This window comes from Segetibacter koreensis DSM 18137 (assembly GCF_000374045.1).
GTDB classification, from domain to species: domain Bacteria; phylum Bacteroidota; class Bacteroidia; order Chitinophagales; family Chitinophagaceae; genus Segetibacter; species Segetibacter koreensis.
Window position 1 is genome coordinate 343,414 of the sequence record NZ_KB893314.1, and the last position, 25,207, is coordinate 368,620.

Sequence of the window (25,207 nt, forward strand, 5' to 3'; positions counted from 1 at the left end):
AGGATATTGTTTAGAATCTTTCCGGTTAAATTTCTCCCATGGGTGCATTATAAAACGCTTTTGCGAGTCATACCATTTAAAATCTCCGTCCACTCCCCTGTGTCGCTTTTAAAAAAACTACTTACTACTGTATTTAACTTCCTGTTGCAAAGCTTCTATAGCATTGGCCAAATAAACAAAAGGGGCATTCCAGTTGATGGCTATTTCGTTAGAAGCATACGAACAGTCTAGGTCTGCAAAAGTAGTTTCAGGTTCTGAAAACTCGTACTGGCACTTGTCCTGCTTTGCAGGGTTTGGACCACCGGACAACAAACCGGGAACGGGGTCAGTAACGCCATCAGCAACAGATTGACGATGATGTGGATGCATGATAGACTTGCTGCCAACACCAGAGAGAAAAGAGTAACCTGTCGCATTTCTACCCAACAGGTAATCGAGATTGGTTAAAGCATTATCAATATACTTTTTATGTTTTGTAAGAAAATAAGCATTTATTAATACAATGCCTTGGTTAGCTGCATCAGAGTTACTTCCCCAATGAAAATCTTTTGGAGTCTGTCCCATAACAGTTTGAAAAGCATTGGCAGGAACATTTGAAATATACTTATCTGCCATTTGTGTCAGTTGCTGCTTAATTGATTGAACATCTTTTTGTGCAAAAGCCGGCAACTTGTCTTTAAATCGTAATAATGTATAATCCGCCAACATTTCTACATTTCCCCACGATGGCAGTGAAAGATTATCTTTCTTTTGTTTTGTAAAAAAATCATAGTAGGTCTTGTTCTTTGTTGTAACAAACAATTCTGCTGCTGCCCATGCCCACTCATCTGAAAAGGTTTTATCGCCATAAGCGCCAGTAGTTATTTTTGGCTCATACTTTTTAGTAATGGCATCCTGGTCGTATTCCATTGCAGCATTTTTTTCAGCCCATTGCCATGCCTTTATCGATGCTGTTAAACAACTGTCTGCTAAACCTGGCAACTGCTTTTGATATTTACCTAAAATGCGGCTTGCCTGTGCAGCTACAGCAGCTAGGTCCAACGTCGCTGCCACTCCTTTTTGTACAACATATCTCGGCGCGGTTGTAATACCCGGCATCACCATACCATCAAAGGCGGCATTCGTACATTTGTTATAAACACCTCCATCATTAGGGTCTTGCATGGTTAGCATCCAACGAAGATTATAAATAAGTTCATTTAATATATCAGGAACCGCATCGTTGCTTTCAGGAATGTTGGTCTTTAATGTATCAAAATATTTTGAAAAGTCTTCATAAGCTGAGAACATAGTTCCCATAGTTATTCCGGAATTTACAACGTACTTATTGTAATCTCCGGCATCGTACCAACCGCCCGGAGTTGAAATTTTTGTTCCCGCCGGCCTTTGAGTACTTGCCGCGGAAGGATGAATATATACCGCAGTATCAGGATGCCCCGCAGAACGGTGCCATTTGCCAGCATACTTCTCTTCAAGCGGCATGGAAACCCTCTGGTAGTAATAACCTTTAAGGCCTGCGACAGCCGCTATTTGGTTTACATTGTTTGCGATGTCAAAAACATAGGAATGACCGACACCGGGAATAAGAACAACAAATATTCCTTTTTTTTGCAACGATGAAAAATCAGCAATCTTTGTCTTGGTAGATGAATTAGCGGATTGCTTTTCTTCACTTAATCTACCTGTAAACAAAGTGTCCCTCAAATTTGTAGAAGTTATGTAAAAAGTTTGTGCATCAGTACTACCTGTTACTACCGCAATCTTTGGAGCATTGCTATAGTAGCCTAACTGGTTAACTTTTATTCTGTCAGTTACATTTTGTGCTTTCGCAATATTTGTAATAAACAATATAATGGCAAGAAGCTTGCACCATGAAGGCGGGAAAGAGGAAATACGCACAAAGACTTTTTTGTAAGTTTGCATGAAACTTTTTTAGTTGTGAAGATAGGGTTGGTGAAGTGATAGTTTAAACATCATTAATTATTTTTTATGCAATACCGTTCATTTAAAGGAACAAAAGTATCGGAAGTAGGTCTTGGCACATGGCAATTAGGAAGCGCAGACTGGGGCGTAGTGGATGATAAGGAAGCTTTCTCCATTTTAAAAGCATTTACCTCAAATGGTGGCAATTTTATTGATACCGCCGATGTGTATGGAATGGGCATAAGCGAACAGGTAATTGGAAGATTTAAAAAAACAGTAAACGAGCAGTTATATGTCGCCACCAAACTTGGACGCCGAAGTGATAAAGGATTTGGGTGGCCTGCAAACTTTACATACGATGGCATGAAGCGCCAGGTAGAAAGTTCGTTGGAGAACCTTGATGTGCCCCAGTTATTTCTGGAGCAACTGCATTGCATACCAACAGACGAACTGCGCAAGGGGGATGTATTTAAACACTTGCGTAAACTACAAAACGAAAAATATATTGGGCATTGGGGTGTAAGTGTAGAAACAAGCGAAGAAGCATTAATATGTCTTGAGCAGGAAGGCCTTGCTTCGCTGCAAATTATCTTCAATCTTTTCAGGCAACACATAGCGGATGAAATATTTGCCAAAGCAAAAGAGAGAGACGTGGCAATAATTGTTCGTGTGCCGCTTGCAAGTGGATTGTTAACCGGCAAATTTGATGAAAGTACCCGATTTGCAGAAAAAGACCATCGAAACTTTAATGCTGATGGACAGGCTTTTAACGCAGGCGAAACTTTTTCGGGAATTGAATTTTCGAAAGGTATAAAATTATCTCGCAAAATAGCAGCAATGCTACCAGATGAACGTATGGCTCAATGGGCCATTAGATGGATACTTGACCATCCTGAAGTAACAACAGTTATACCAGGCGCGAGTAAAGTATCGCAGGTTGAAAGCAATGTAGCAGCATCTGGTCTAAAACCATTGCCGGAAGAAACACATCTTAAGTTGCGAGATTTGTATAATGAAAAGATAAAACCAATAATAAGGGGACATTATTAATTTTACATAGTAAAACTGTAGTCTAAATAACAAAGGAAGTCAGAATGTGTTTCTGCTTTCCTTTGTTATCTATATTCAATAAAAGTTCAAACCAATGTTTACTGTAAAAGCTAACATTAAAAGCTACAACAATAACTGCATAAATATTAAATCAAGCCAACGGTCAAACTTATAACCCACTTCACGTAATCTTCCCACTTCTACAAAGCCGAACTTGCTGTGAAATTTGCAGCTGCCTTCATTTTCAGCATCTATGCCCGCTATTAATGTATGAAAACCCTGATGTTTTGCCAGTGCAATTAATCTTTCAAGTAACTCCCCTCCCCTTCCACAGCCTCTAAATCCATTAGCAATATAAATAGAATGTTCAGCGCTAAACTTATATGCATCCCAAGCTCTAAAAATACCGTAACTGCCAAAACCTATTATTTTTCCTTCTAATTCCCCGACGATCACGGGAAAGTTGTCACTTTGTTTTTTTGCAAACCAGTTATTTACATATTCACATGTTCTTGCATTATAATCATAGATAGCAGTGGAATTGAGAATAGCATCGTTCATTATTTCTAAAATCACCGGTAAATCTTCCTTTACAGCTTCTCTTATTTTCATCTTTTAAGGGTTTGTGAAACGAATTCTTACTTCAGCCCAAATGCACGTAACATTTATCAAAGCTAGCGTCTTGCAAGCATGTCAATCTAACAAAAAAATAAGAAATAAATTTTACAGGACAATTATTGTTACATAAAGCAGAAAGTGGTGGCTACAGTGCACATTTATCACGTTCGTCTTATCCTACTTTCCAGCCAGGTGTTGATAATAAAACCTTAAAAACTTTTATCGGCTTCAAATTCACGATTCATTATAAGAGGCATGGTTTACATTCGTATTTAAATTATGAAAATGCGCGGTTTTTTGTTGGGTTTATTATTTATTTTCTCTCTGTCTGTTTCAGCTCAAAGTCTGTCTAAATCCAATTTTAATCAATTAAAAAAAATGGAAGACAGTATGAAAATCTATGGTCGTAAAATGATTATGGAAAAGACTGCGTCGCAACGTTTCATTGCTGACAGCGTTTTTATACGCATGCTTGTGAGGTCTTTAAAAACTCCTTACTCTTTTAATTATCCATTCGATTCGCTTCAAACTGTTTCAAATATTTATGCCCCTGACAGTACATTTCGCATTTTCTCATGGCAGTTTACAAGAGACGATGATTACTATCGTCAACGAGGTGCTATTCAAATGAAAACAGCTGATGGTTCTCTAAAGTTATTTCCCCTGCTCGACATGAGCGATTTTACCAAGGCGCCGCAGGATTCAATAAGAACAGGGCAAAACTGGATAGGCGCTATCTATTACGGTATAGTTATGAAGACATTCAATAATAAAAAATATTATACGCTTTTAGGTTTCGACGACAACAATATGCGAAGTACTAAGAAGTGGATTGAGGTTTTAACCTTTAATGAAAATGGAAAGCCTGTATTTGGCGGGCCTTATTTCACCGTATTAAAAGATAGCTTAAATGCTTCAACTACACCTGCCAGGTATTGCATGGAATATAAAAAACAGGGCAATGCAAGAATGAACTACGACAAGGATATGGATATGATAGTTTATGACCATCTTGTAAGTGAAAGCAATGAGCCATCAAAGGCCTATACACTTATTCCTGACGGAGACTACCAGGGTTTTAAATGGGACAATGGCAAGTGGATTCAGATCGATAAAATATTCAACTACAAATTGAATGATGGACAAGCGCCTGTTCCTGCTCCGCTAAAAGATGCAACTGGTAAATCTAACGAGTCGAAACTGATGCAGCAATCGGAAAAAAACCGTGAAAGTCAGCGGCCTTCCAGACCGCAATCTCCGTCTAACAAACAGCGAAAACAAGACGAGGAATCATACTGATAACGCGTGAACCTTTATAAGTGGAAAGAAGCCAGAATAAATGCAAAAACTATTGATTGTTTGTTTTTGCTCTCTTTTCCATCATTTCCTTATAAACCGGAACATAATCGTATGTCGGATAGAATTCGGTAGAGAAAGCTCCCCATGCGCCTTTTTCTATTGAAAGATTTAATGTACGTAAATCTTTAGGTGTAATTTTAAGCGTTACGACCTGGCCAATTCCCATCATTACATACCACGATACTACTCTGGCCTGCTTAGGAGGAAACATATCCCATAACTTATTTTCTTCCTGCTTTTTTTGTATTTCGGCAAGGCTCTTATCCTGTTGATGTTTGAGAAAAACAGTGATCATTATAGAGTCAGCACCAAGGTCTTTTGTTGTTTGGGCAAAAGCTGTTGTGGTAAAGAAAATAATAAATAAGAATTGGATAACTGCTTTCATCTTTAGCATTTTATAACTTGAATTACCATAATTGTTCCTTCAGTAAAATTAGAAAAGATGAAAACGTTGCTGGCCCATTGCTACGGGATAATTTATTTTATTCCTGACCGATCAATCTTCCTCTGATTGTTAGCACATCCTGGCTGGTCACGTCTCCTTTTTCAAAGAGTTTGCCGTAGGCTGCGGAAGCAGCAAAATCTATTATCTCTTGCTGAGATTGATTTTTGTATAAGCCATAAATTAACCCGGCCATAAAACAATCTCCACTTCCGACTTTATCTACAATGGTATCGGCAAAAAACTCTTTTGATGACGATTGTGTTCCATCTTGATAGAGGGCAGTAAAATACCTTATCCCATCCTTATGGTCAAATCTGAAAGTATTTGCAACCGTTTTACACTTAGAGAATTTTTGCTGTATTTGTTGGGACGAAGTAAGGGAATGATGTAGATAACTTTCTTTTGAAGAATTGTCGTGAATATTTTCTTCTACATCAATACCTAACAAAGTATTCGCTGCCCATACGTTGCCCATTATAACATCACAATACTGAACAAGTGATGGCATTACTTCAACAGGTCTTTTTCCATATTGCCAGAGCTTGGACCGATAATTAAGATCGACTGAAATAGTTATTCCTTTTCCCGAGGCAGCTTTTAAAGCCTCTTCACAAACGGCTGCTGCATCTTCACTTACTGCGGGGCTAATAGCACTGAAATGAAACCACAATACATTCTTAAAAGCTTCATCCCAATTTATCATTCCAGGTTTTAAATCGGCAAAAGATGAATGCGCTCTGTCATATATAACCCCGGCATGTTTTAAATCAGCGCCTTGAGGCAAGTAATAAATACCGAGCCTGTTTCCACTAAAATGAAAGGCTGAAGTGTCGATGCCCTTTTGCTGTATATCAGCAATAATTTCTTGTGAAAGATAATTATCGGGCATAGCACTGCAATACATAACAGGTATATTCCACTTAGACAATGCAGTTGCAACGTTCAGTTCAGCACCACCTATAAAGGCCGACATCCGGTGGTGCCGAAGCCATCCTCCCTGCAATTCTGGTGATAAACGAAGTAATATCTCGCCAAAACAAAAAACATTGCTCATTAGAATATAAACTTTGTACTTAAAAAGTTTGAATCTTCTCCGCTTACAATTTCGTTTAACAGATTCTTATTGTGCTCGTTTAGCTTTGTTGCTACTAAAGAACGTATTGAGAAGGACCTTAAGGCATCTACAACTGACAAGGTTCCTTCAGCACTGTCTTTGCGACCCGTAAATGGAAATACATCTGGTCCCCGCTGACATTGCGCGTTTATATTTACCCTGCTCACCTGGTTAACAAGGATATCGATAGAAGATGCTACCTCTGCGCTGTCGTTGCTAAAAATACTCACTTGCTGACCATGAGTAGAATCAATGAGGTACTCAATAGGCTCTTCCATGCTCTCATAAGGAACAACAGGAATGATTGGGCCAAACTGCTCTTCGCGGTACAACTTCATTTTGCTGTTTACAGGATAAACGATAGCCGGATAAAAGAATGACTCTACAGTAGCGCCACCATTTTCATTTATAACAGATGCCCCGTTTTGCCTCGCATCTTCCAGGCATTCCTGCAGGTATCCCGGTTTATTAGGTTCGGGCAAAGGAGTTAATGAAACACCTTTTACCCATGGCATTCCAAATTTCAGCTCGGAAACTTCTTCCGTCAATTGCTTTAAAAACTCTTCGGCGATTGTTTTATGAACAAAGATTATTTTTAGCGCTGTACAACGTTGCCCGTTAAAGGATAAAGCACCAAGCACTGTCTCCTGTACTGCCAGTTTTATATCTGCATTTGCTGTAACGATAGCCGCATTTTTGGCATCCAGACCTAAAATGGCTCTAAGCCTGTTTACTTTAGGATGTAGTTTCTTCAATTCATTAGCAACTTTACTGGAGCCAATAAGTGTAAGTACATTAATCTTTCCTGACTTCATAAGATCTGGAACGATAGTATTACCTCTGCCGTAAATAGTGTTTACAACTCCCTTGGGAAAACAATCTCTAAATGCAGGCAATAATGGAAAATGCAGTAAAGTGCCATGTTTCGGAGGTTTGAACAACAAAGTATTACCCATAATAATGGCGGGAATAAGTGTTGTAAAGGTTTCATTTAAAGGGTAGTTAAAGGGTCCCATACACAGCACAACCCCTAAAGGCGAACGCCGGATTTGCGCAACAATTCCCTGCTCAATATTAAAACGTGAAGAATCTCTGTCAATATCTTTGAGAGCATCAATAGTAGCATAAATATACTCAACGGTACGATCAAATTCTTTTACTGAATCAGCGTATGATTTTCCTATTTCCCACATGATGAGTTTTACTACTATATCCTTTTGCTCGATCATTTTGCCCGTAAAATTTTCTACACATGCAATTCGATCGGCAACGCTCATGGTGGGCCACTTTCCTCGCCCGTTGTCATAAGCAGCTACAGCAGCATCCAGTGCCTCCATAGCTTCAGCCTGTGTACATACAGGATATGTTCCTATAAGCTTTCTTTTCAATCCTTCACTTGTAGGAACGCATATGGGTGAGTATACTTCATGTACAGCCCCATCCCATTGTTTCATTTCACCATTTGATAAGTAGGTTTTTTGGTGTACCTCAGAAGGCAGCTTAAATTCTGCAGGTATTTCTTCTTCCGTAACGAAGATATTTTCAAGTTGTTCAGAAAAGGTCATTTGCAGCAGTTAGTATTTTATTAATTAAAATAAACAAATTCGTTTTAAGAATCTGATTTGGATAAAAAGTGAAGATAAGTTTAAAAAACTTTTTCCCCCACTTTTGCTGTTTTATCAATTTGTTGCCAATTAAAATAATTTTTTGCGTTGTTAAAACAGATGTCCTGAATAACCTTACCTACCCACTCAATATCATCGGGCAATTCGCCGTTTTCAATTTCTTCTCCAAAAAGATTACATAAAATTCTGCGGAAATATTCGTGTCTTGGAAATGAAAGAAAACTCCTGCTGTCGGTAAGCATACCAACAAAACGACTTAAAAGGCCCATGTTTGATAATGCATTTATCTGCTTCACCATTCCGTCTTTCTGATCGAGAAACCACCATGCCGAACCCCACTGAATCTTTCCTGCGACGGATCCATCATTAAAGTTGCCAACCATAGTGGCCATCAATTCATTATTTGCGGGGTTAAGGTTATAAAGAATTGTCTTTGTAAGATGATTGTTGCTGTCAAGCGTGCTAAAAAACTTTGAAAGCGATTTACCATGAGAAAAGTCTCCTATAGAATCCCAACCGGTATCAGGCCCTAATTCACTAAATTTACGAATGTTATTATTTCTTAAAGCTCCGAGATGATATTGCTGCACCCATCCCTTCTCATTATCCCACTCGGCAAACTGAATAAGCATTGCAGATTTAAACTTTCGTTTTTCCAGTTCTGTTAATTCTTTACCTGACCGGATTGTATTAAATATTGCTTCAATTTCTATATCATCGTATTCTTCTGCATACATCTCTTCCAGGCCATGATCAGAGACGCTGCACCCGTTAGAGGCAAAAAAATCGTGTCTTGCTTTTAAAGCATCAAGATAACTGGTGAAAGAATCGATGGAGATGTTTGCCGCGCTTTCCAATCGTTGAAGATAATTATTGAAAATGGTGTGATTATCAACGTTCATTGCATTATCTGGCCTGAAAGCAGGAAGAACAGGAATTTCAAACCCATCGGATTTTAATTGCTGATGAAACTCTAAATTATCCGCAGGATCATCGGTGGTACAAACAAGTGTCACATTCATTTTACGAAGAAGATTTCTAACCGAAAATTCCTGAGTTTGTAATTTTGCGGTACATTCTTCATAAATTCTTTTTGCAGACTTTTCATTTAATATTTCGCTCACGTTAAAATAGCGCTGCAACTCCAAATGTGTCCACTGGTACAAAGGATTTCGTAAAGTGTAAGGCACCGTTTCCGCCCACTTAGCAAACTTTTCATAATCCGGTTTATCGCCAGTGCAGTAACTTTCATCAACACCATTTGTCCGCATTGCCCTCCATTTATAATGGTCCCCATACAGCCATATTTGAGTAAGATTTGCAAATTTTAAATCTGCCGCAATTTGTGCCGGAGGAAGGTGACAATGATAATCTATAATGGGCATCTCTTTGGCAAAATCATGGTAAAGGCGCTCAGCAGTTTTATTATTCAACAAAAAGTTTTCGTCAATGAATTTTTTCATATGAAAAGCTTTAAACGTTATTAATTGTTTTAAAAAAAGTATTTAATGCTTCCTTATACTTTTTGTAAAACTACCATTCAAAGCCTACTATTTCATATCATTTCTTTTAATTTTTCAACAACGATATCAACTTCTTCTTTTGTGTTATACTTACTGAATGAAAAACGAACTGTGACAAGGTCAGGGTTGTTGTTAATGGCACGCATAACATGACTGCCAACATCGGCTCCACTGCTGCATGCACTTCCTCCGCTAACGCAAATGTTATGTATATCCATATTTAAAAGAATCATTTCACTTTTGTCAGTCTTAGGAAAATTAACACTTAATACAGTATATAAAGAATTACCTAAAGGATTTCCATTGAAGCTTACACCCTTTATATTGTGTTGCAACTTTTCCATCGCATACAGTTTAATGCCCTTTATGTAATTACTGTCTGCATCATAATTAGTTGTCGCAATCTCAAGCGCTTTGGCAAATCCAACTATACCATATAGGTTTTCTGTTCCGGCGCGCATATTTCTCTCCTGGCTTCCTCCATACAGAAAAGGTTTAATTTTTATGTTTTCATTTATATACAATATACCCACTCCTTTCGGACCGTGAAATTTATGTCCCGCACCTGTAATGAAATCAACAGGAGTCTTTCTCAGGTCAAACGGAAAGTGACCGACTGTCTGCACCGTGTCACTGTGAAATATCGCTCCATACTTTTTAATCAGTTCTCCTGTGCTTTGCAGGTCAATCATATTTCCTGTTTCGTTATTGGCATGCATCAAAGTAACCAGAGATTTCTCTTTACTTTCTTCTAATAACTGCTTAAGATGTTGCATATCTATGTCTCCATTTGAATGAAGTTTTACATAGCTCACGGTTGCTTGTCCTGATTGACTCAAAGATTCAATCGTATGCAGAGTAGCATGATGCTCAATCTCAGACGAAATAATATTTTTACATCCAAGATCTCTAACAGAGGCCGTTATAGCCATATTGCTGCTTTCGGTGCCACCGCTGGTAAAAAAGATTTCAGCAGGATGAGCATTTAGTATTTTAGCTACTGATTTACGTGCATTTTCGATAGCAAGGCGACTCTCGCGGCCATAACTATAAATAGAAGACGGATTACCATAATAAGAAGTGAGATAAGGCATCATTGCCTCAAGCACCTGCGGATCGAGGGCAGTAGTAGCTGCATTATCCATATAAATACGCTCGTGCATTATTTCTTAAATTGTTATTTTTTACTTAGAAAAGGCAAAGTAATACATTTTGTCTCCGACTCTTTGGCCTTCAGTCCTAAATCGGTTTCTTTAAAAATAGGATGTTTGCAAACCCCGTAGGCCAGCTTCTTTAGCTTAAAAAATCATATTGATATAAATAGAAGAAAAACGATTCGGAAATTTATTTAGGTTTTAAAGAAAGCTATATAAATTTTGAATAATTATACCCGTTTAAAACGCTTTTGATTGAGTATATAACCTCCAGGGCACCTGAACAGTAAGCTTTGTTCTTCTCATCTTATCTTTCATTTCTATAATAAAAATATCATCCGGTTCTACATTCACCGCTGCATCGGCAAGAGATACCAGGACTGATTCATCCAATGGTTTTATAACCGGGAAATTTGAGACAAAACGTTGATCAAGTTTTTTTATAGTGCCGTTATTTTTTTTAATAGAAACATGAAGCGTGTCCGTCAAAAACTCTATGGTCGGGCTGTAGTTTTGAATCAATACCTTAATGTAAGCATTTGATCCTATAAAGCTAATATCCTGGCAAATCATTTTTACATAATCACTGCTATCGTATAACTTGAGAGAGTGGCCTTCTATGGTTTCAGGCGGTGTTTCCTGAACTGAAGGCGCAGGAATATTGTGATTGGGTAATATTGATTCTTGATTTTGTACCTGGTTTTGCTCTATTGCTTTGTTTTGAGGTGGTGCAATAACTTTATTTGAAAATGTTGCTCCTGTAGGTTTAAACTGGTTTTCTTTACCAGAAGGTAATGCAGGAATTACAGCGCCTTTAGCTATTGATGCTGCTTGTGGTATTTCTTTTGCGGCAGCGGAAAGTGTTCCAGTTTTAGTTGCCAATGGAGGCTCGGTCGGCTTCGGTTGAGTTTTGCTACCTGGGGGCAAAGTATTTGCTTGACTTGAAGGCTGTACTTGTGTTGATTTTGGATCTGGATTATTAGTCGAGGTAGCAGCCATTGCTTCAATTTTTGCCTGGGCAGGTGTTTGTATTGGTGTAGCCTGTGTTATATTGGTTTTAGGAGAATCCATAGTACCGGCCACTTTGGTCTCTGGTAGCGGAGTATCTATTTTTTTTTCAGGCATTGTTTTGGTGGCTACAGGCGGCTGTGCACCTTTTGCTACGGACTCCCTTGAAAATAAAGATATATCTCTCGATCCTGATAACTTAAAAATAAGTTTTTCTTTGTCATCTTCTGCGTGAATGTAGTATGCTACGTCCTCTGCTCCTTCATAACGAATTACTTCTTTAATATTATAATTAGCGTATTTCGTTGCAAAAATTCTTCTTGCCTCCCTTGGAATTTGGTCAATTGTTATAAAACGAGTGGTTCCAATTAAACCTCCGTCAAGATCATAAAATGCTTCAACTTTTTCATCATATTGTAAAAAATTGACTTTGGCGAATTCTGATGTCATTGTCCAATTAATGTCTTTAGCATCTTTGAAATCTTCATTAAAGTGATTAAGAAGCTGGTAGTTTATTTTATTCTTAGCTGGAGCAGCAGAAGTACTTGCCCCGACTGAAGTAACGGCGTTTTTGTTCTTTTGATCAGAAGGTAATATTGCAGAATCAGGTTTTGTTACTATTTGTTTCTGTGATATCGCTTTATTGGCTGCCGATGCAAGAATGGCATTTCTTTCTGCTAACTTTCTGAGTGCTCTTGCCTCACGTTTGTTTTTCGGTACGATAACCGGTTTTGGCACCTCTTTTACGGGAGTGCGCGAAGCTATTCTTTGTAACTCCAAGTCAATTGCTGCAACTTTTGACCTAGCAAAATCCTCGTCAGGTTTTTCCGGATGCAGAGCAAGAACTTCATTAAAGTAAATTTTAGCACTATCCCAGTTTTTACTAACTATTGCCTGGTTTGCCTTAATCAAGTCACTTTTTATTTGTGCTTTTCGTTTTAAATCATCTGCATGTTTTTGCTTTTCCGCTAAGGCCTCCACATATTTGATCATCTTATATGGGTAGGTCTCGCCCGGCTTTAATTCACCTGCCTTTTTGTAATAATTGATAGACTCCTCAAATGCTGAAGATGTAAGCGATGATGCCGCTTTTGCTAAAACTGAATCATATTCTATATCTAACTGAGTTTGTACTGCGGTATCACTACTCTGCACATCCTGGGCAAAAATTACTTTACAGGGTATTAACACTAAAAATATAATAGAGAGAAAAATTTTCTTATTAGTACTCATACAAAAAATAAACTATACATTTTACAAAACAATATATACAATAGAAGTAATATTTTTTCTAATATTTACTTAAAACCTACCAAATCTTATCTTTTATTCATTTTTCATATGCCAACACCGTAAGCCTCCTGCTGTACTTCATACAACTATGAGCTTTTAAACCGAAAAAAAGGCTTTGCTGAGACGTTAGAAGGATAAAGGTACGCCAGCAGCATCACAGAATGCATAAAAATTCATTATATGTATTAGACAGTAACAGTTCATAATGTTTTCTCAAGCATTTATAATTTTTCAATTGACCTTGCAATTTGCCGGAACCTAACCCTTTACCGCACAATGGAAGAACTGTGCCAAGATTTCCTTAAGTTAATTATTAAGCATAATAAAATGTGCGTTTTTTGCTCATCCTAACATTTGAGAAAAACTAAAAAAGGCGAAGATACCTCACAGATTCCTTTATAGATCAAAAGAACTATCGGTATATATAATTACAAATGAATTTCGTATATTACATCAGCATACTTCTACTGTTGCCAAAGCTTATAGCTATTAAGAAAAATATATGAAGGAAACTTGTGGATATTTCATCTTTCTCCTTCTGATGCCGGCCTTGCTTGCAGCCCAAACTGTTGTTTCTATAAAAATTAATGGAACCATCAATCCTGCTTCGGCTGATTTTATTCATACCTCTATTGAAAGCGCAGAAAATAAAAAAGCGGAATGCATTATCATTCATCTCAATACACCGGGCGGTCTGTTGAAATCTACACGTGTTATTGTCGGTGATATTCTTGAATCGACAGTGCCTGTAGTTGTTTATGTCTCACCCGGCGGTGCGCAGGCAGGCTCTGCAGGTGTTTTTGTCACCCTGGCTGCTAACGTTGCTGCTATGGCTCCCGGAACGAATATAGGGGCTGCACATCCAGTAGACTTACAAGGTTCTCCAGACACGATTATGAGCCAAAAAGCAACAAACGATGCTGCAGCTTTTATCAGAACGATTGCAGAAAAAAGAAAACGAAATTTACAATGGGCAGAGGAAGCGGTACGTAGAAGCGTTTCGATAACAGAAAAGGAGGCACTGGATAAAAAAGTAATTGATCTGATTGCTAATGATGAACGTGACTTGCTAAAGCTTATTGATGGCAAACAGATAGAACTTGCTTCGGGGACAAAAATACTGCATACAAATAATGCCCAAGTCATACCAATAGAAATGGGAGCAGTCGAAAAAATATTAAATATTGTTAGCGATCCGAATATTGCTTACCTTTTAATGATGCTGGGCTTTTTTGGAATCCTCTTTGAGCTGTATAATCCCGGGGCTATTTTACCTGGTATTATTGGTGTTATAAGTTTGATACTTGCCTTTTATTCCATGCATACTTTACCTGTGAATTATGCAGCACTCGCTTTGATAATTTTTGCAATTATTCTGTTTTTGTTAGAGATTAAAGTAATGAGTCACGGAATGCTGGCCATTGGCGGATCTGTTTCACTGCTGATCGGTTCTATGATGCTCATTCGTACCAATTCAACACTTGAGTTTGCCCGTATTTCGCACAGCGTTATCATTTCATCTACCATCGTAACAATACTTTTTTTCTTATTTGTAATAGGAATCGGATTGAGAGCTCAGCGGTCAAAACCTGTTACCGGTATTGAAGGCATGATGGGGGCAGTCGGGGAAACGCTTGGTACTCTTAATGTTACCGGAACAGTACGTGTACATGGTGAGGTGTGGAATGCAGAGTCTGTCTCAGGGGTGATAAGTGAAGGTGAGAAAGTTCGCGTGACAGGAATAAAAGACCTAAAGCTATACGTGGAAGCAGAGCCAAAAGTTGGTTGATTGCCACTATAAAAGCAACGAACAATTAAGAGATTACATTTTAAAATAATAATATGCAGCAAGTTCCGGTTTTTCTTTTAGTGATCATTTTTGTGGTTGTCATTATACTTGCAAATGCAGTTCGCATTTTACGTGAGTACGAACGCGGTGTTATTTTTAGACTCGGACGATTAGTGCACGGCGGCGTAAGTGGTCCTGGCCTTATTTTACTGATTCCGATGATAGATAAAATGGTAAAAGTAAGCTTGCGCACCGTAGTAATGGATGTACCCCCTCAAGACGTTATAACACAGGACAATGTGTCTATAAAAGTAAATGCAGTAGTGTATTTCCGTGTAATTCAACCTGAGAAAGCTATTGTGGAAGTAGAAAATTATCTTATGGCTACGTCGCAGCTGTCACAAACCACTCTACGAAGTGTTTTAGGACAGTCAGAATTGGATGACCTGCTTTCGCAGCGAGACAAAATAAATCACAGGTTGCAGCAAATTATAGATTCAAATACAGAACCCTGGGGAGTAAAAGTATCTAACGTAGAAGTAAAGCAAATAGACCTGCCCCAGGAAATGCAGCGAGCCATGGCGAAGCAGGCAGAAGCAGAACGCGAACGTCGCAGTAAGGTTATTGCGGCCGAAGGTGAATTCCAGGCGTCACAGCGATTAGCAGATGCGGCAGAAATTTTAGGTGGGCAACCAAGTGCATTAACATTAAGATATCTTCAGACCCTCCGCGAAATTGCTACAGAAAAAAACTCAACAACTATTTTTCCTGTTCCAATTGATTTACTCAAACCCTTTTTACAGAATCCTGAAAAGAAATCGATAGAATAGTTAATATATTCATTTATTTTTCTCTTCACATCGCAAATAAAAAATGATTATGTTTTATTATCATTACTAACTTCCTTCATCTTTATTTCAATGCTTTTAAGAAAGTAAAAGTTATATAATAAAAACTACCCACAGCGCTAATCTAATAACAGGTCTTTTAAAGAAAAACACGCACATATATGAAAAGAATTTTTATCCTTTTATTCTTCTGTTATCTTATTCCCTGCTTAGGCGATGCACAATTTATAAAAGGCCAGAAATTAATTGGAGGTAATTTTTCATTTTCGACCAATTCCGGTAACTCTACGCAGGCTTTTGATAACCGAAGCGTTTACCATAACTCAGGCACTGGCATCGGAATAAACCCTTCAATAGCCAAATTTATTAATTCAACAACATTACGTGGAATAGGGTTAGTCTACAATTACAACAATTATATAATTAAAGAAGAAGAACCCAATAATGGAAATAGCTTTAAGAATATTGCGCACTCTGAAGGAATAAATATTTTTTCGCAGCGTTTTATTTCGTTAGGTAACAACTTCTTTTTTACTATACAAGCAAGTGCAACAGGCCTGTATAGTTACGGCAAACAATCTGATTTTATGACTAAGGCTATGACAAAAGCAAAAGTGTATTCCATAACTGCAGCTATGGCGCCTGGCCTTAGTTATAAAATAAACCGGAGGTTGTTATTTGATGCACTTCTAACTAATATTTTATCAGCAAGTTACCAACATACCACCGCTGTAACAAATTACCCCTTACCTAAAGAAACTAAGACACACAATAATGGCTTTAATATTTCTTCATCATTAAGTAATACTACTTTAGGAAATATAGGAGTAGGTTTTAGATGGCTTTTAAAAAGCAAATAATTTTTTTGATGTAAGACGAGAACTTGTTATTTATAGAGAAAGATCATAGTCTTTATTCTGCTTTCAGGGTGAGCAATTTAACTAGAAGCAGAAACTAGCCTAACACGAAAGGTGTTATAATAGGCCGCCCTAAGAAGAATGCAGAAAATAAGAATTGAATTTATTTATTGTTTTTCTTGAAATATTAACTGGGGAAATTTTTTGCAACATTTATTATCGAATGAATGGTAGAATTCCAACCATCTATACTGGCAGGTTTGGTTATAAATTTTCGGATACCCATGTTGTTGCAATAATCTATATCTTCTCTGGATGATGAAGTAGTTAAAACAATAATAGGAATGTCGGTGAGATAAAAAGAAGATTTTAATTCAAGGAGAATCTCTTTACCATCAATTTTTGGAAGGTTAAGATCCATGACTATAATTTCAGGTAAAGTTTCAACACTTTCAAGGTAACCAGATACTTTATCACCATCCATAATGACCTCCATGTGATATGGCACTTTATTATCTTCGAACGCATCTTTTAGCAAGTCAATATCATCCATATCATCCTCTATTAAAAGAATATCAAGTGGCTTTTTCATAAAGTAAAATTGAATTTAATATTCAGCTTTAAAAAGATAAAAGTTATTTTTCACAACACTTTATCTTTCAATAAAGAAAGTTAAATTATTTACTTCAGATATGCAAATAGAAGTTTAAAAAAAATTCATAATACGTATTGTAGTTCGATAGAAAGTTTAAGAGGTGCGGTACATGTAAGTGACTTAACAGGAACTCAAAATTCTTTCAACTGCCTATCGAAACAAAAGTCTTTCGAGACAGATGTTATGGGCGTTTAGTTTTAAACATACATCAAATTTTATAATCATTAAAGATGCTTCGACCAGCTATTTTATTTCCAGCTCAAACACTCTTTCCTGCTCAAAAAATCCTTCCAAAACATCTCCAACTACGCATTCACCTACTCCTGCAGGGGTGCCTGTATAAATGAGGTCTCCAATGTTTAAAGAAAAGTAATTGGAAATATGTGATACTATTTCATCGAAGGTGAAAATCATCTCCGTTGTTACACCTGCTTGCACCTTTTCGCCATTTTTAAGCAAGGAAAAGTTAACCGGTCTTTTTAATACCTCAGGTGTTACGTCTTTCCACGTACCAATGACAGCGGAATTGTCCCACGCTTTGGCCTTTTCCCAAGGCAGGCCTTTTTTCTTAAGTTCTGCTTGTATATCTCGGGCTGTAAAGTCAATGCCTACCGTAATGCCGTTATAATATTTCGACGCCTGCCTTTCACCGATGTACTTGCCATTTTTGCTAACACGAAGTACAAGCTCAGCTTCATAATTCAGCTCGTTAGAAAACTCGGGGTAATAAAAAGGAGTATGAGATTGCAATAAAGCACTTTTAGGCTTCATGAAAATTACAGGTTCATCTGGAACCTCATTTCCAAGCTCCCTGGCATGTTCTAGGTAATTTCGGCCAACACAAAAAATTTTCATAAGTTATCTTTCTTCAATTATGACGAAATAATCGCAAAAAAAGACTGCAAGAATAGAGCCTTTTAACTAATATTATTTTTTACACCATTATATAACGTCTGATTTTTAAAATATTATGCAACCTCCCAGTTATTTACAAGGTTCATTGTTCTCTCCAATCCTATAAACGCAAAGTTCTCTATAGTTTCAAGGCATTTTTCAATTTTCAACTTCACTATGGGAAGCTCTTCTTTATTCCAATGGCCTAATACGAAATCTACCTGCCTGCCCTTTGGATAATTGTTTCCAATACCAAAGCGAAGTTTAGGATATTTGTCTGTTCCTAAAATTGCCTGTATATCTTTAAGACCGTTGTGACCAGCATCGCTACCGCCACCCCGCAAACGGATTCTTGTGAGTGGCAAAGCCAAATCATCTACAATAGTAAGGGTATTATTTATATCTATTTTTTCCTTATCAAGATATAATTTAAAAGCCCTGCCGCTAAGATTCATATAAGTGGTTGGTTTTATACAAACCAATATTTTTCCCTTCCATTTTACTTCCGCAACTTCCGCAAGCCTTTCAGTCTTGAAAAATGCATTGTGTTTAAAAACAAAAGCTTCAAGTACGTCAAAACCAATATTATGACGGGTATGTGCATATTCACTTCCAATATTTCCCAAACCAACAATCAAAAATTTACTCATAAGCAAAAATAGGATTGAAAGTATGTATAATATACATAATTGCTCTCTAACAACCTGTATTTCAGCACAAAAAAAACCCGGCCTACTTGTGGCCGGGTTAATAAAATAAAAAAAGTTAATTATTTTTTCTTTTCATCTTTTGACTCCTCCTGCTTCAACTGGCGGGTCATAACAACAGAAGCAATAGGAATACGGGGACTGTTTAAAATCTCCATATTTTCTACTTTAACATCCTCTACCCTTATGTTTCCGTTAAGGTCAAGGTTTGAAATATCGAAGTAAATAGCTTCTCTCAGGTCTTTTGGTAAAGCTTTTACTTTCAAAGATTTCATTTTTACTACCAGCTTACCACCTGCTTTAACGCCTACAGGAGTACCTGTAAGATGTAAGGGAAGTGTTGCAACTACCTTTTTGTCGCCAACAAGTTCTAAGAAATCTACATGTAAAAGCTCATCTGATACTTTATCAAATTGAAGATCTTTTAAGATGCAAACGTAGTTTTGACCGTCAATTGCTATTTGGGTCTGTAAAAATTCTGCGGTGTAAACGATAGGCTTGAAAGCCTTTGCAGGAGCAACAAAATTGATTTCCTGCGCACCCCCGTAAATTACACCTGGCACTAATTCCTGAGAGCGAAGCTGGCGGGTGGCTTTTTTGCCCATTTCGGTCCTCAGTTGTCCTTCGATTGTAATTGTTTTCATTTTTATATGATTGTTTTAAATAAATGCTATTGCCTTTCTTCTCGTTTGGCTTTTAATTGCGAATGAATAAATAAACTGGTAATACTTCTGTTTTCGTAAGCATTGCGTATTGCAATAGCAAAGAGATCAGAAACTGAGAGACATTTTATTTTGCGACTCTCTTGCTTTAGGGGAATTGTATCACAAACCACTAATTCTTCCAGCTCACTGTTTTCAATATTTTCGTAGGCTTTTCCACTTAGTACAGGATGTGTACATAAGGCTCTCACACTCGTTGCTCCCTTTTGAATAAGCAAGTTAGCAGCTTTGGCAAGTGTACCTCCCGTATCACAAATATCATCTATAAGAATAATATCTCTTCCTGTTACATCGCCTATTACCACCATGCTCGCAATCTCGTTTGCCCTTTTACGATGCTTATCACAAATAACCATTTCACTGTTAAAATAGCTGGCGATTTCACGCACACGATTGGTACTTCCCACGTCAGGGGACGCAAAGGTAAGGTTTTGAAGTTTAAGTTTTTCTATATATGGAATAAAAATAGCAGAGCTGTCGAGGTGATCCACGGGTATATCGAAATATCCCTGTATTTGTGGAGCATGAAGATCCATAGTAATGATACGGTCAGCACCGGCAGCAACCAGTAGATTGGCTATTAATTTCGAGCCAATAGCTACACGAGGTTTATCTTTACGGTCTTGCCTTGCATAGCCGTAATAAGGCATTACAACCACTATTTTATAAGCACTTGCGCGACGAGCTGCATCAATCATCAGCAACAACTCCATCAGGTTATCAGAAGGAGAATTTGTACTCTGGATGAGAAAGACATAATCGCCACGTATGCTTTCCATGTATACAGTCTGAATTTCCCCATCGCTGAATTTCTGAATATTAATCTTACCTAAAGGAGCTCCAAACCTTTCTGCAATCTTTTTTGAAACGCTGTGAGTGCCTGTGCCTGAGAAAATTTTTATAGAAGGATTCATAGCCGCTAAAGAAATGTGCCGCGAAGATAGAGATTAGCAATAGAAGTTTTAATTTCAGCCACTATTAATTTTCATCATGAACAAACAGAGCATAAAAAATTGGGCTATTGATGACAGACCAAGAGAAAAACTTGCGCTGAAAGGAGCAGAAAGCTTAAGCAACTCTGAACTGCTTGCAATACTTATAAATAACGGATCAGTAGAAAAAAGTGCAGTCGACCTCGCCAAAGAATTACTGACTGCGGTTGAGAACAACCTTCTCCGACTTTCAAAATTATCTGTTAAAGACATGGTTAAACTAAAAATAAAAGGATTAGGGCCCGCAAAGGCCATCACTATTGCAGCAGCACTTGAGTTAGGTGTAAGACGAAGTATGGCAGACAACAAAAAGGAAGTAATCTTATCGAGCAAAGACATTGCAAATTATTTAAAAGCACAACTACAGTATAAAAAACATGAAGTTTTCGCTGTTGTATTTTTAAACAGGGCAAACAAGATCAATCATTATGAGATTATAAGTGAAGGTGGCATAACCGGCACAGTAGCAGACCCAAGAATTATTTTAAAAAAGGCCCTTGAGCATGACGCCGTAAGCATAGTACTATGCCACAACCATCCCAGTGGAAACCTGAAACCAAGCCGGCAAGACCAGGAGCTAACTAATAAAATAAAAGAAGCCTCAGCATATTTTGATATAAAAGTACTTGACCACATAATAGTAAGTGAAGAAGGATATTTTAGTTTTGCTGATGAAGGAATTCTGTAATAACCTGCACAAAAGATGTGGCATCTACAAAATTTCCACTAACATAGTTTGAAGCAATATAAAATATACTTTTGCCGCTTTTAATTGCCCTTATGACAAAAAACTGGACAAAAGAGGAGATATCTGAAATCTACAATCAACCACTGCTCGATTTAATTTACAAAGCGGCAACCATTCACCGCGAAAATAATGATTACAGCGAAGTTCAAATTAGTTCGCTCATTTCAATAAAAACCGGGGGGTGTCCCGAGGATTGCGCTTATTGTCCACAAGCCTCGCGTTACCATACAAATGTAAATGTGCATGCTCTAATGCAGGTGCAGGAAGTTGCAGATACTGCACGAAAAGCCAAAGACGCAGGAGCTTCACGATTATGTATGGGTGCCGCCTGGCGTGAAGTACGTAACAACCGGGATTTTGATCGAGTGCTTGAAATGGTGAAAGTCGTAAATGCCATGGACATGGAAGTGTGCTGCACACTTGGAATGTTAACTTATGAACAAGCGCAGAAACTAAAAGATGCAGGGCTTTTCGCCTATAATCACAACCTTGACACTTCTGAAGAAAATTATAAAAATATAATCACTACACGAACTTACGCTGACCGCTTACAAACATTGGACAATGTTCGCAAAGCGAAGTTGACGGTATGTTCGGGAGGTATTATTGGTCTGGGAGAAACAGAAGAACATCGTATTGGCATGCTCTACGTTCTCGCCAATCTGCCTCAACAACCAGAATCGGTTCCTATCAATGCTCTTGTAGCTGTTGAAGGAACTCCTTTGGAAGATCAACAACGGGTTTCCGTTTGGGAAATGGTGCGAATGATTGCTACAACCCGAATCATTATGCCTAAAACAGTAGTTCGTTTATCGGCTGGAAGACTGGAAATGAGTTTGCCCGAACAAGCATTATGTTTCATGGCGGGAGCTAATTCTATTTTTGCCGGTGATAAATTGCTTACTACTCCCAATCCCTCTTTAAATGAGGACATGAAGATGTTTGAGATTCTAGGACTGAAACCACGAAAAGCATTCAAGGGAACTTCTCGAGAATCAGATATAACTGAAAAAAGAGTAGTAGAGCAGGAAAGTGTGTCATAGTTATAGTATGTCTACCTTGTTCTTTTTATCAATACAATAATCGCTAAAACCGTTATTAGAATAATTGCTGTTTGTAAAATGATTATACCCTGATTGAAAGCCGCGGGTAATTTTAAACCTTCGGTTTTTCCCATCAAAACCATGTTTGCCCAATAATACGGTAAAAGCTTTTCATGTCCCTTTTGCATAAAATCTAATTTAGCCTTTTGTAAAGCTTCATCGGGACATAAACCTTTTGCAATATATTCATGAAATGTTTTGGAAATTGCATAAATGGTAGTTTCATCTGCTTTCCATAAAGTAGCGGCAACCGAAGGAATACCAGCATAAGCAAAGCCTCTTGCAAAACTGTAGATACCCTCGCCTGTGGCATTTTTACCGACATTAGTCTCACAGGCGCTTAAGACAACTAATTTTGTAGACACATTTTTTACTAATTCCAATTCAGAAAGATGAATTGCTGAGTCTTGCATAAACAATATCGGCTCTGTATCCCCACTATCAGCACGGGCATGAGAAAATACATTTACGATAGCATAGTTTGAAAAATTATTAATGAAATTTTCTTTTGTTGCCTTACTGTTTGTAAACGTTTTACTATCCGCAAATAATTGACCAGATTGTCTTAATACTTCTTCAGATTGACTTAACCTATTAAGATTAAAAGAAGGCTGAAAAGACACAGGAGCAAAGCCAATAAAACTTCCCTTAGCAGGCTTTGATTGAATACTCTTTAATAAGTAACGGGCAGAATAAACATAACTAAATATAAAATCATTAATAAGAAATTGCTTTCCCTGTACATCTTTGCACAAAGCCTCAAAAGGCAAGAGAAAATTATCAAAACAAATAATTATTCTTCCTTTATTAATGTGTAGCGGTTGAAATAAGGTCTCGTACAACTTATAAGATGTAGCGGCAAATAAATTATAATTACTATTTAAAGTTTGCTGATCAGAACAAAGCTTTATAAAGCCTGCGATATCCGTTTTAACCGAACTTTTTCCTGGAAGGCGGATCATTTTTGTTGTATCAGCAGTAATAATTAACACGTACACAACGGAGTCTCCGAGAAAATAATCGACAAAGGTTTGCTTGTTTTTTGAAATGTATTGTTGCACAGTTGCGATAGAAAAAATTTCGTCTGAGTACTTATAATGAGAATACAGAGGATAGTTTTTTTCGAGAAGCCTTATATACCGTTCATATTGTTCCTGTTCGCGTAGCAATTTCAATTTTTGCTCATTATATTCCTTGCTGTTGCTGCCGGCCAGGGTAAAAAGTGTTTGTTTGGTATTAATTACCATACCGAGTAATTCCTGCTCCTGCGATAACGCTGTTGCAGGAATATATCCTGAGGCTTTAAGCTCATTGAGCTTGTCGCTTAACAGAACTGCCCTGCTTTTTTCCATAAAGTAAAACGCATCAGCGGTGTTATTGGCTAAAAAAGCAGCTTCCATCGCATGACTAAAAAAAGAGGTGGTGTACTCGCGCCAGTAAAGTTTGCTTTGTTCCCAAAATTGCTCGTACCGAAGATTTGTTACCAGGCTATCATTAACATATGCAGTTTTTAAAGCAGCCTGCAGGTATTTTTTATCTTTACAATCTAAGAATAAGTTGATCATCAACTTCAACTTATTGTGCATAATTACAAGAATAAGTTCTTTATTACCAAACATACCGAGCTGAGTGGCGGGAGGATTGGTTAAAATGTTATTGGTTTTAAAATTTAAGACAGAAAGCGCTTTTATATAATATGCTCCAGCTGCTTTTAAATCATGTAAAGAATAATTTACCTCTCCTATATTTACATATGCTCTTGCAAGCCTTAGAGAATCATTAACCTTTTTTGCAAAGCTGATGGTTTTATAATAACAGTTTTTTGCTCGTGTATAATCCTTCCGGCTATTGAGATAAAAATTACCAAAATCATTATAATCTCCCGCAATCTGCCCGTAATCTTTGGTTTGCTTTCGGTTTAAGATCGCTTGCTCAAAGAACTTTTCTGCTTCTGCAGGCTTATCTTTTTCTGCAAAAATGTATCCTTTAATCTTTAATGCGCTTGCAAGATGAAACCACTGATCACCGTTTTTACAAAGATTTATAATGGTGTCTAGATCCTTTAGTGAATTCTCAAATTGTTTTTCAAAGAAAAGAGATTGAGCTTTCTGATTTAGAAAAAAGAGGTATGATGAAAAGTCCTTTTTCTTAAGTGCGTATTCTATTCCAATAATACTTTCATCAATGCATTTATTATAATCACCTGATTGAAATAATAAGCTTACTCTGTTATGAATTGAATTGCTAAGAATATTGGTTGTGTCTCCATATTGCTTAACTGCCTGAATAGTACTGTCGTAATAAGTAAGCGATTTTGAATAATTTCTTAAGCAATAGTAGTAATAACCAATGTCGTAAAAACTCTTTATCAATAAATTTTTAGAAAAAACTTTTTTATTGGAAGTGTTTAGTTGAAGACTGTGTAAAGTATAACGTAGTGCCGCACTATTATCGTTATTAACTAAAGATTCATAATAACCAATTTTATAAATCGTCCAACAATAGATAGAGTCTTCTGTTACATTGTTTAACTCTAATATCTTTTTTAAATTATAAAACGCTGCTAATTTCGAAGAAGGCTGTAATGTCTTATTTTTATCAACAACAATTAAGTCAGCATAATACTTAGTATTATCATGAGTTTGTGCAATGGTAACTGTAGATGAACTACAATAAAAGAGTACAAATAATATCTTTAGAAACCGAAGACATTGAAAAAAGGATGTGGAACAAAAGCACATAGTTCTACATTGAAAACAGAAAACAAACTTCTTAAATTA

General features: G+C 37.3%; 21 protein-coding genes. 7 read left to right on the forward strand and 14 right to left on the reverse strand.

What is annotated here, in order from left to right; genetic code table 11:
* Positions 1–117 precede the first annotated feature (117 nt).
* Positions 118–1,923, reverse strand: coding sequence for a glycoside hydrolase family 9 protein (locus tag B154_RS0101550; RefSeq protein WP_018611300.1), 1,806 nt, complete (start codon positions 1,921–1,923; stop codon positions 118–120).
* A gap of 66 nt (positions 1,924–1,989) precedes the next feature.
* Between B154_RS0101550 and B154_RS0101555 the strand changes: the two genes are divergently transcribed.
* The gene (locus B154_RS0101555) at positions 1,990–2,973 is read left to right on the forward strand and encodes an aldo/keto reductase (RefSeq protein WP_018611302.1); all 984 of its coding nucleotides are present in this window, start codon (positions 1,990–1,992) and stop codon (positions 2,971–2,973) included.
* 123 nt (positions 2,974–3,096) lie between these two features.
* On the opposite strand, the gene B154_RS0101560 is transcribed toward B154_RS0101555, so the two are convergent.
* The gene (locus B154_RS0101560) at positions 3,097–3,585 is read right to left on the reverse strand and encodes a GNAT family N-acetyltransferase (RefSeq protein ID WP_018611304.1); all 489 of its coding nucleotides are present in this window, start codon (positions 3,583–3,585) and stop codon (positions 3,097–3,099) included.
* A gap of 384 nt (positions 3,586–3,969) precedes the next feature.
* On the opposite strand from B154_RS0101560, the gene B154_RS30450 reads away from it, so the two are divergent.
* Positions 3,970–4,890, forward strand: coding sequence for a hypothetical protein (locus tag B154_RS30450; protein ID WP_157580348.1), 921 nt, complete (start codon positions 3,970–3,972; stop codon positions 4,888–4,890).
* Positions 4,891–4,939: 49 nt separating this feature from the next.
* Here the strand turns inward: B154_RS30450 and B154_RS0101570 are convergent, their stop codons facing one another.
* The 6 genes from B154_RS0101570 to B154_RS0101595 all read right to left on the reverse strand — a co-directional run bounded on the left by B154_RS0101570 (position 4,940) and on the right by B154_RS0101595 (position 13,052).
* Positions 4,940–5,335, reverse strand: a complete 396-nt coding sequence (locus B154_RS0101570) for a hypothetical protein (RefSeq protein WP_018611307.1) — start codon at positions 5,333–5,335, stop codon at positions 4,940–4,942.
* Positions 5,336–5,432: 97 nt separating this feature from the next.
* Complete coding sequence (locus tag B154_RS0101575) at positions 5,433–6,449, reverse strand: sugar kinase (RefSeq protein ID WP_018611309.1); 1,017 nt, start codon at positions 6,447–6,449, stop codon at positions 5,433–5,435.
* A complete protein-coding gene (locus B154_RS0101580; RefSeq protein ID WP_018611310.1) occupies positions 6,449–8,074 on the reverse strand; it encodes an NADP-dependent glyceraldehyde-3-phosphate dehydrogenase in 1,626 nt (541 codons plus the stop codon). The genes B154_RS0101575 and B154_RS0101580 overlap by 1 nt, the downstream gene beginning before the upstream one ends.
* 80 nt (positions 8,075–8,154) lie before the next feature.
* Positions 8,155–9,597 carry a glucuronate isomerase gene (uxaC, locus tag B154_RS0101585; RefSeq protein ID WP_018611311.1) on the reverse strand — a complete coding sequence of 481 codons (1,443 nt, stop codon included), beginning with the start codon at positions 9,595–9,597 and terminating at the stop codon, positions 8,155–8,157.
* Positions 9,598–9,689: 92 nt separating this feature from the next.
* Positions 9,690–10,820 carry a cysteine desulfurase family protein gene (locus B154_RS0101590; RefSeq protein WP_018611312.1) on the reverse strand — a complete coding sequence of 377 codons (1,131 nt, stop codon included), beginning with the start codon at positions 10,818–10,820 and terminating at the stop codon, positions 9,690–9,692.
* A gap of 231 nt (positions 10,821–11,051) precedes the next feature.
* Positions 11,052–13,052: a hypothetical protein gene (locus tag B154_RS0101595; protein ID WP_018611313.1), complete on the reverse strand. Its 2,001-nt coding sequence runs from the start codon at positions 13,050–13,052 to the stop codon at positions 11,052–11,054.
* Between the two features lie 562 nt (positions 13,053–13,614).
* On the opposite strand from B154_RS0101595, the gene B154_RS0101600 reads away from it, so the two are divergent.
* From B154_RS0101600 to B154_RS0101610, 3 genes are all read left to right on the forward strand, one after another.
* Positions 13,615–14,901, forward strand: coding sequence for an NfeD family protein (locus tag B154_RS0101600; RefSeq protein ID WP_018611314.1), 1,287 nt, complete (start codon positions 13,615–13,617; stop codon positions 14,899–14,901).
* Positions 14,902–14,954: 53 nt separating this feature from the next.
* Complete coding sequence (locus tag B154_RS0101605) at positions 14,955–15,731, forward strand: slipin family protein (RefSeq protein WP_018611315.1); 777 nt, start codon at positions 14,955–14,957, stop codon at positions 15,729–15,731.
* A gap of 179 nt (positions 15,732–15,910) precedes the next feature.
* Entirely contained in the window at positions 15,911–16,609 is a 699-nt protein-coding gene (locus B154_RS0101610; protein WP_018611316.1) for a hypothetical protein, read from the forward strand.
* 184 nt (positions 16,610–16,793) lie between these two features.
* Here B154_RS0101610 and B154_RS0101615 read toward each other — a convergent pair whose 3' ends face one another.
* The 5 genes from B154_RS0101615 to B154_RS0101635 form a co-directional block, all read right to left on the reverse strand.
* A complete protein-coding gene (locus B154_RS0101615; RefSeq protein ID WP_018611317.1) occupies positions 16,794–17,198 on the reverse strand; it encodes a response regulator in 405 nt (134 codons plus the stop codon).
* Positions 17,199–17,504: 306 nt separating this feature from the next.
* Entirely contained in the window at positions 17,505–18,116 is a 612-nt protein-coding gene (locus B154_RS0101620) for a fumarylacetoacetate hydrolase family protein (RefSeq protein ID WP_018611318.1), read from the reverse strand.
* A gap of 113 nt (positions 18,117–18,229) precedes the next feature.
* Positions 18,230–18,805 carry an aminoacyl-tRNA hydrolase gene (gene pth / locus B154_RS0101625; RefSeq protein WP_018611319.1) on the reverse strand — a complete coding sequence of 192 codons (576 nt, stop codon included), beginning with the start codon at positions 18,803–18,805 and terminating at the stop codon, positions 18,230–18,232.
* 119 nt (positions 18,806–18,924) lie between these two features.
* On the reverse strand, positions 18,925–19,506 hold the full coding sequence (locus tag B154_RS0101630; RefSeq protein ID WP_018611320.1) for a 50S ribosomal protein L25: 582 nt from the start codon (positions 19,504–19,506) through the stop codon (positions 18,925–18,927).
* Positions 19,507–19,532: 26 nt separating this feature from the next.
* The gene (locus tag B154_RS0101635; RefSeq protein WP_018611321.1) at positions 19,533–20,498 is read right to left on the reverse strand and encodes a ribose-phosphate pyrophosphokinase; all 966 of its coding nucleotides are present in this window, start codon (positions 20,496–20,498) and stop codon (positions 19,533–19,535) included.
* 76 nt (positions 20,499–20,574) lie between these two features.
* On the opposite strand from B154_RS0101635, the gene radC reads away from it, so the two are divergent.
* Positions 20,575–21,264 carry a RadC family protein gene (radC, locus tag B154_RS0101640; protein ID WP_018611322.1) on the forward strand — a complete coding sequence of 230 codons (690 nt, stop codon included), beginning with the start codon at positions 20,575–20,577 and terminating at the stop codon, positions 21,262–21,264.
* A 92-nt stretch (positions 21,265–21,356) separates the two neighbouring features.
* Positions 21,357–22,367, forward strand: a complete 1,011-nt coding sequence (bioB, locus tag B154_RS27405; protein ID WP_018611323.1) for a biotin synthase BioB — start codon at positions 21,357–21,359, stop codon at positions 22,365–22,367.
* 11 nt (positions 22,368–22,378) lie between these two features.
* On the opposite strand, the gene B154_RS0101650 is transcribed toward bioB, so the two are convergent.
* Positions 22,379–25,168 carry a CHAT domain-containing protein gene (locus B154_RS0101650; RefSeq protein ID WP_018611324.1) on the reverse strand — a complete coding sequence of 930 codons (2,790 nt, stop codon included), beginning with the start codon at positions 25,166–25,168 and terminating at the stop codon, positions 22,379–22,381.
* Between the last annotated feature and the right edge of the window lie 39 nt (positions 25,169–25,207).

Coding starts and splice junctions, on each gene's coding strand:
- B154_RS0101570 (WP_018611307.1), bottom strand. CDS start 5,335: ATGAAAGCAGTTATCCAATTCTTATTTATTATTTTCTTTACCACAACA.
- B154_RS0101550 (WP_018611300.1), bottom strand. CDS start 1,923: ATGCAAACTTACAAAAAAGTCTTTGTGCGTATTTCCTCTTTCCCGCCT.
- B154_RS0101630 (WP_018611320.1), bottom strand. CDS start 19,506: ATGAAAACAATTACAATCGAAGGACAACTGAGGACCGAAATGGGCAAA.
- radC (WP_018611322.1), top strand. CDS start 20,575: ATGAACAAACAGAGCATAAAAAATTGGGCTATTGATGACAGACCAAGA.
- uxaC (WP_018611311.1), bottom strand. CDS start 9,597: ATGAAAAAATTCATTGACGAAAACTTTTTGTTGAATAATAAAACTGCT.
- bioB (WP_018611323.1), top strand. CDS start 21,357: ATGACAAAAAACTGGACAAAAGAGGAGATATCTGAAATCTACAATCAA.
- B154_RS30450 (WP_157580348.1), top strand. CDS start 3,970: ATGGAAGACAGTATGAAAATCTATGGTCGTAAAATGATTATGGAAAAG.
- B154_RS0101595 (WP_018611313.1), bottom strand. CDS start 13,052: ATGAGTACTAATAAGAAAATTTTTCTCTCTATTATATTTTTAGTGTTA.
- B154_RS0101635 (WP_018611321.1), bottom strand. CDS start 20,498: ATGAATCCTTCTATAAAAATTTTCTCAGGCACAGGCACTCACAGCGTT.
- B154_RS0101580 (WP_018611310.1), bottom strand. CDS start 8,074: ATGACCTTTTCTGAACAACTTGAAAATATCTTCGTTACGGAAGAAGAA.
- B154_RS0101600 (WP_018611314.1), top strand. CDS start 13,615: ATGAAGGAAACTTGTGGATATTTCATCTTTCTCCTTCTGATGCCGGCC.
- pth (WP_018611319.1), bottom strand. CDS start 18,805: ATGAGTAAATTTTTGATTGTTGGTTTGGGAAATATTGGAAGTGAATAT.
- B154_RS0101615 (WP_018611317.1), bottom strand. CDS start 17,198: ATGAAAAAGCCACTTGATATTCTTTTAATAGAGGATGATATGGATGAT.
- B154_RS0101610 (WP_018611316.1), top strand. CDS start 15,911: ATGAAAAGAATTTTTATCCTTTTATTCTTCTGTTATCTTATTCCCTGC.
- B154_RS0101620 (WP_018611318.1), bottom strand. CDS start 18,116: ATGAAAATTTTTTGTGTTGGCCGAAATTACCTAGAACATGCCAGGGAG.
- B154_RS0101605 (WP_018611315.1), top strand. CDS start 14,955: ATGCAGCAAGTTCCGGTTTTTCTTTTAGTGATCATTTTTGTGGTTGTC.
- B154_RS0101555 (WP_018611302.1), top strand. CDS start 1,990: ATGCAATACCGTTCATTTAAAGGAACAAAAGTATCGGAAGTAGGTCTT.
- B154_RS0101560 (WP_018611304.1), bottom strand. CDS start 3,585: ATGAAAATAAGAGAAGCTGTAAAGGAAGATTTACCGGTGATTTTAGAA.
- B154_RS0101650 (WP_018611324.1), bottom strand. CDS start 25,168: ATGTGCTTTTGTTCCACATCCTTTTTTCAATGTCTTCGGTTTCTAAAG.
- B154_RS0101575 (WP_018611309.1), bottom strand. CDS start 6,449: ATGAGCAATGTTTTTTGTTTTGGCGAGATATTACTTCGTTTATCACCA.
- B154_RS0101590 (WP_018611312.1), bottom strand. CDS start 10,820: ATGCACGAGCGTATTTATATGGATAATGCAGCTACTACTGCCCTCGAT.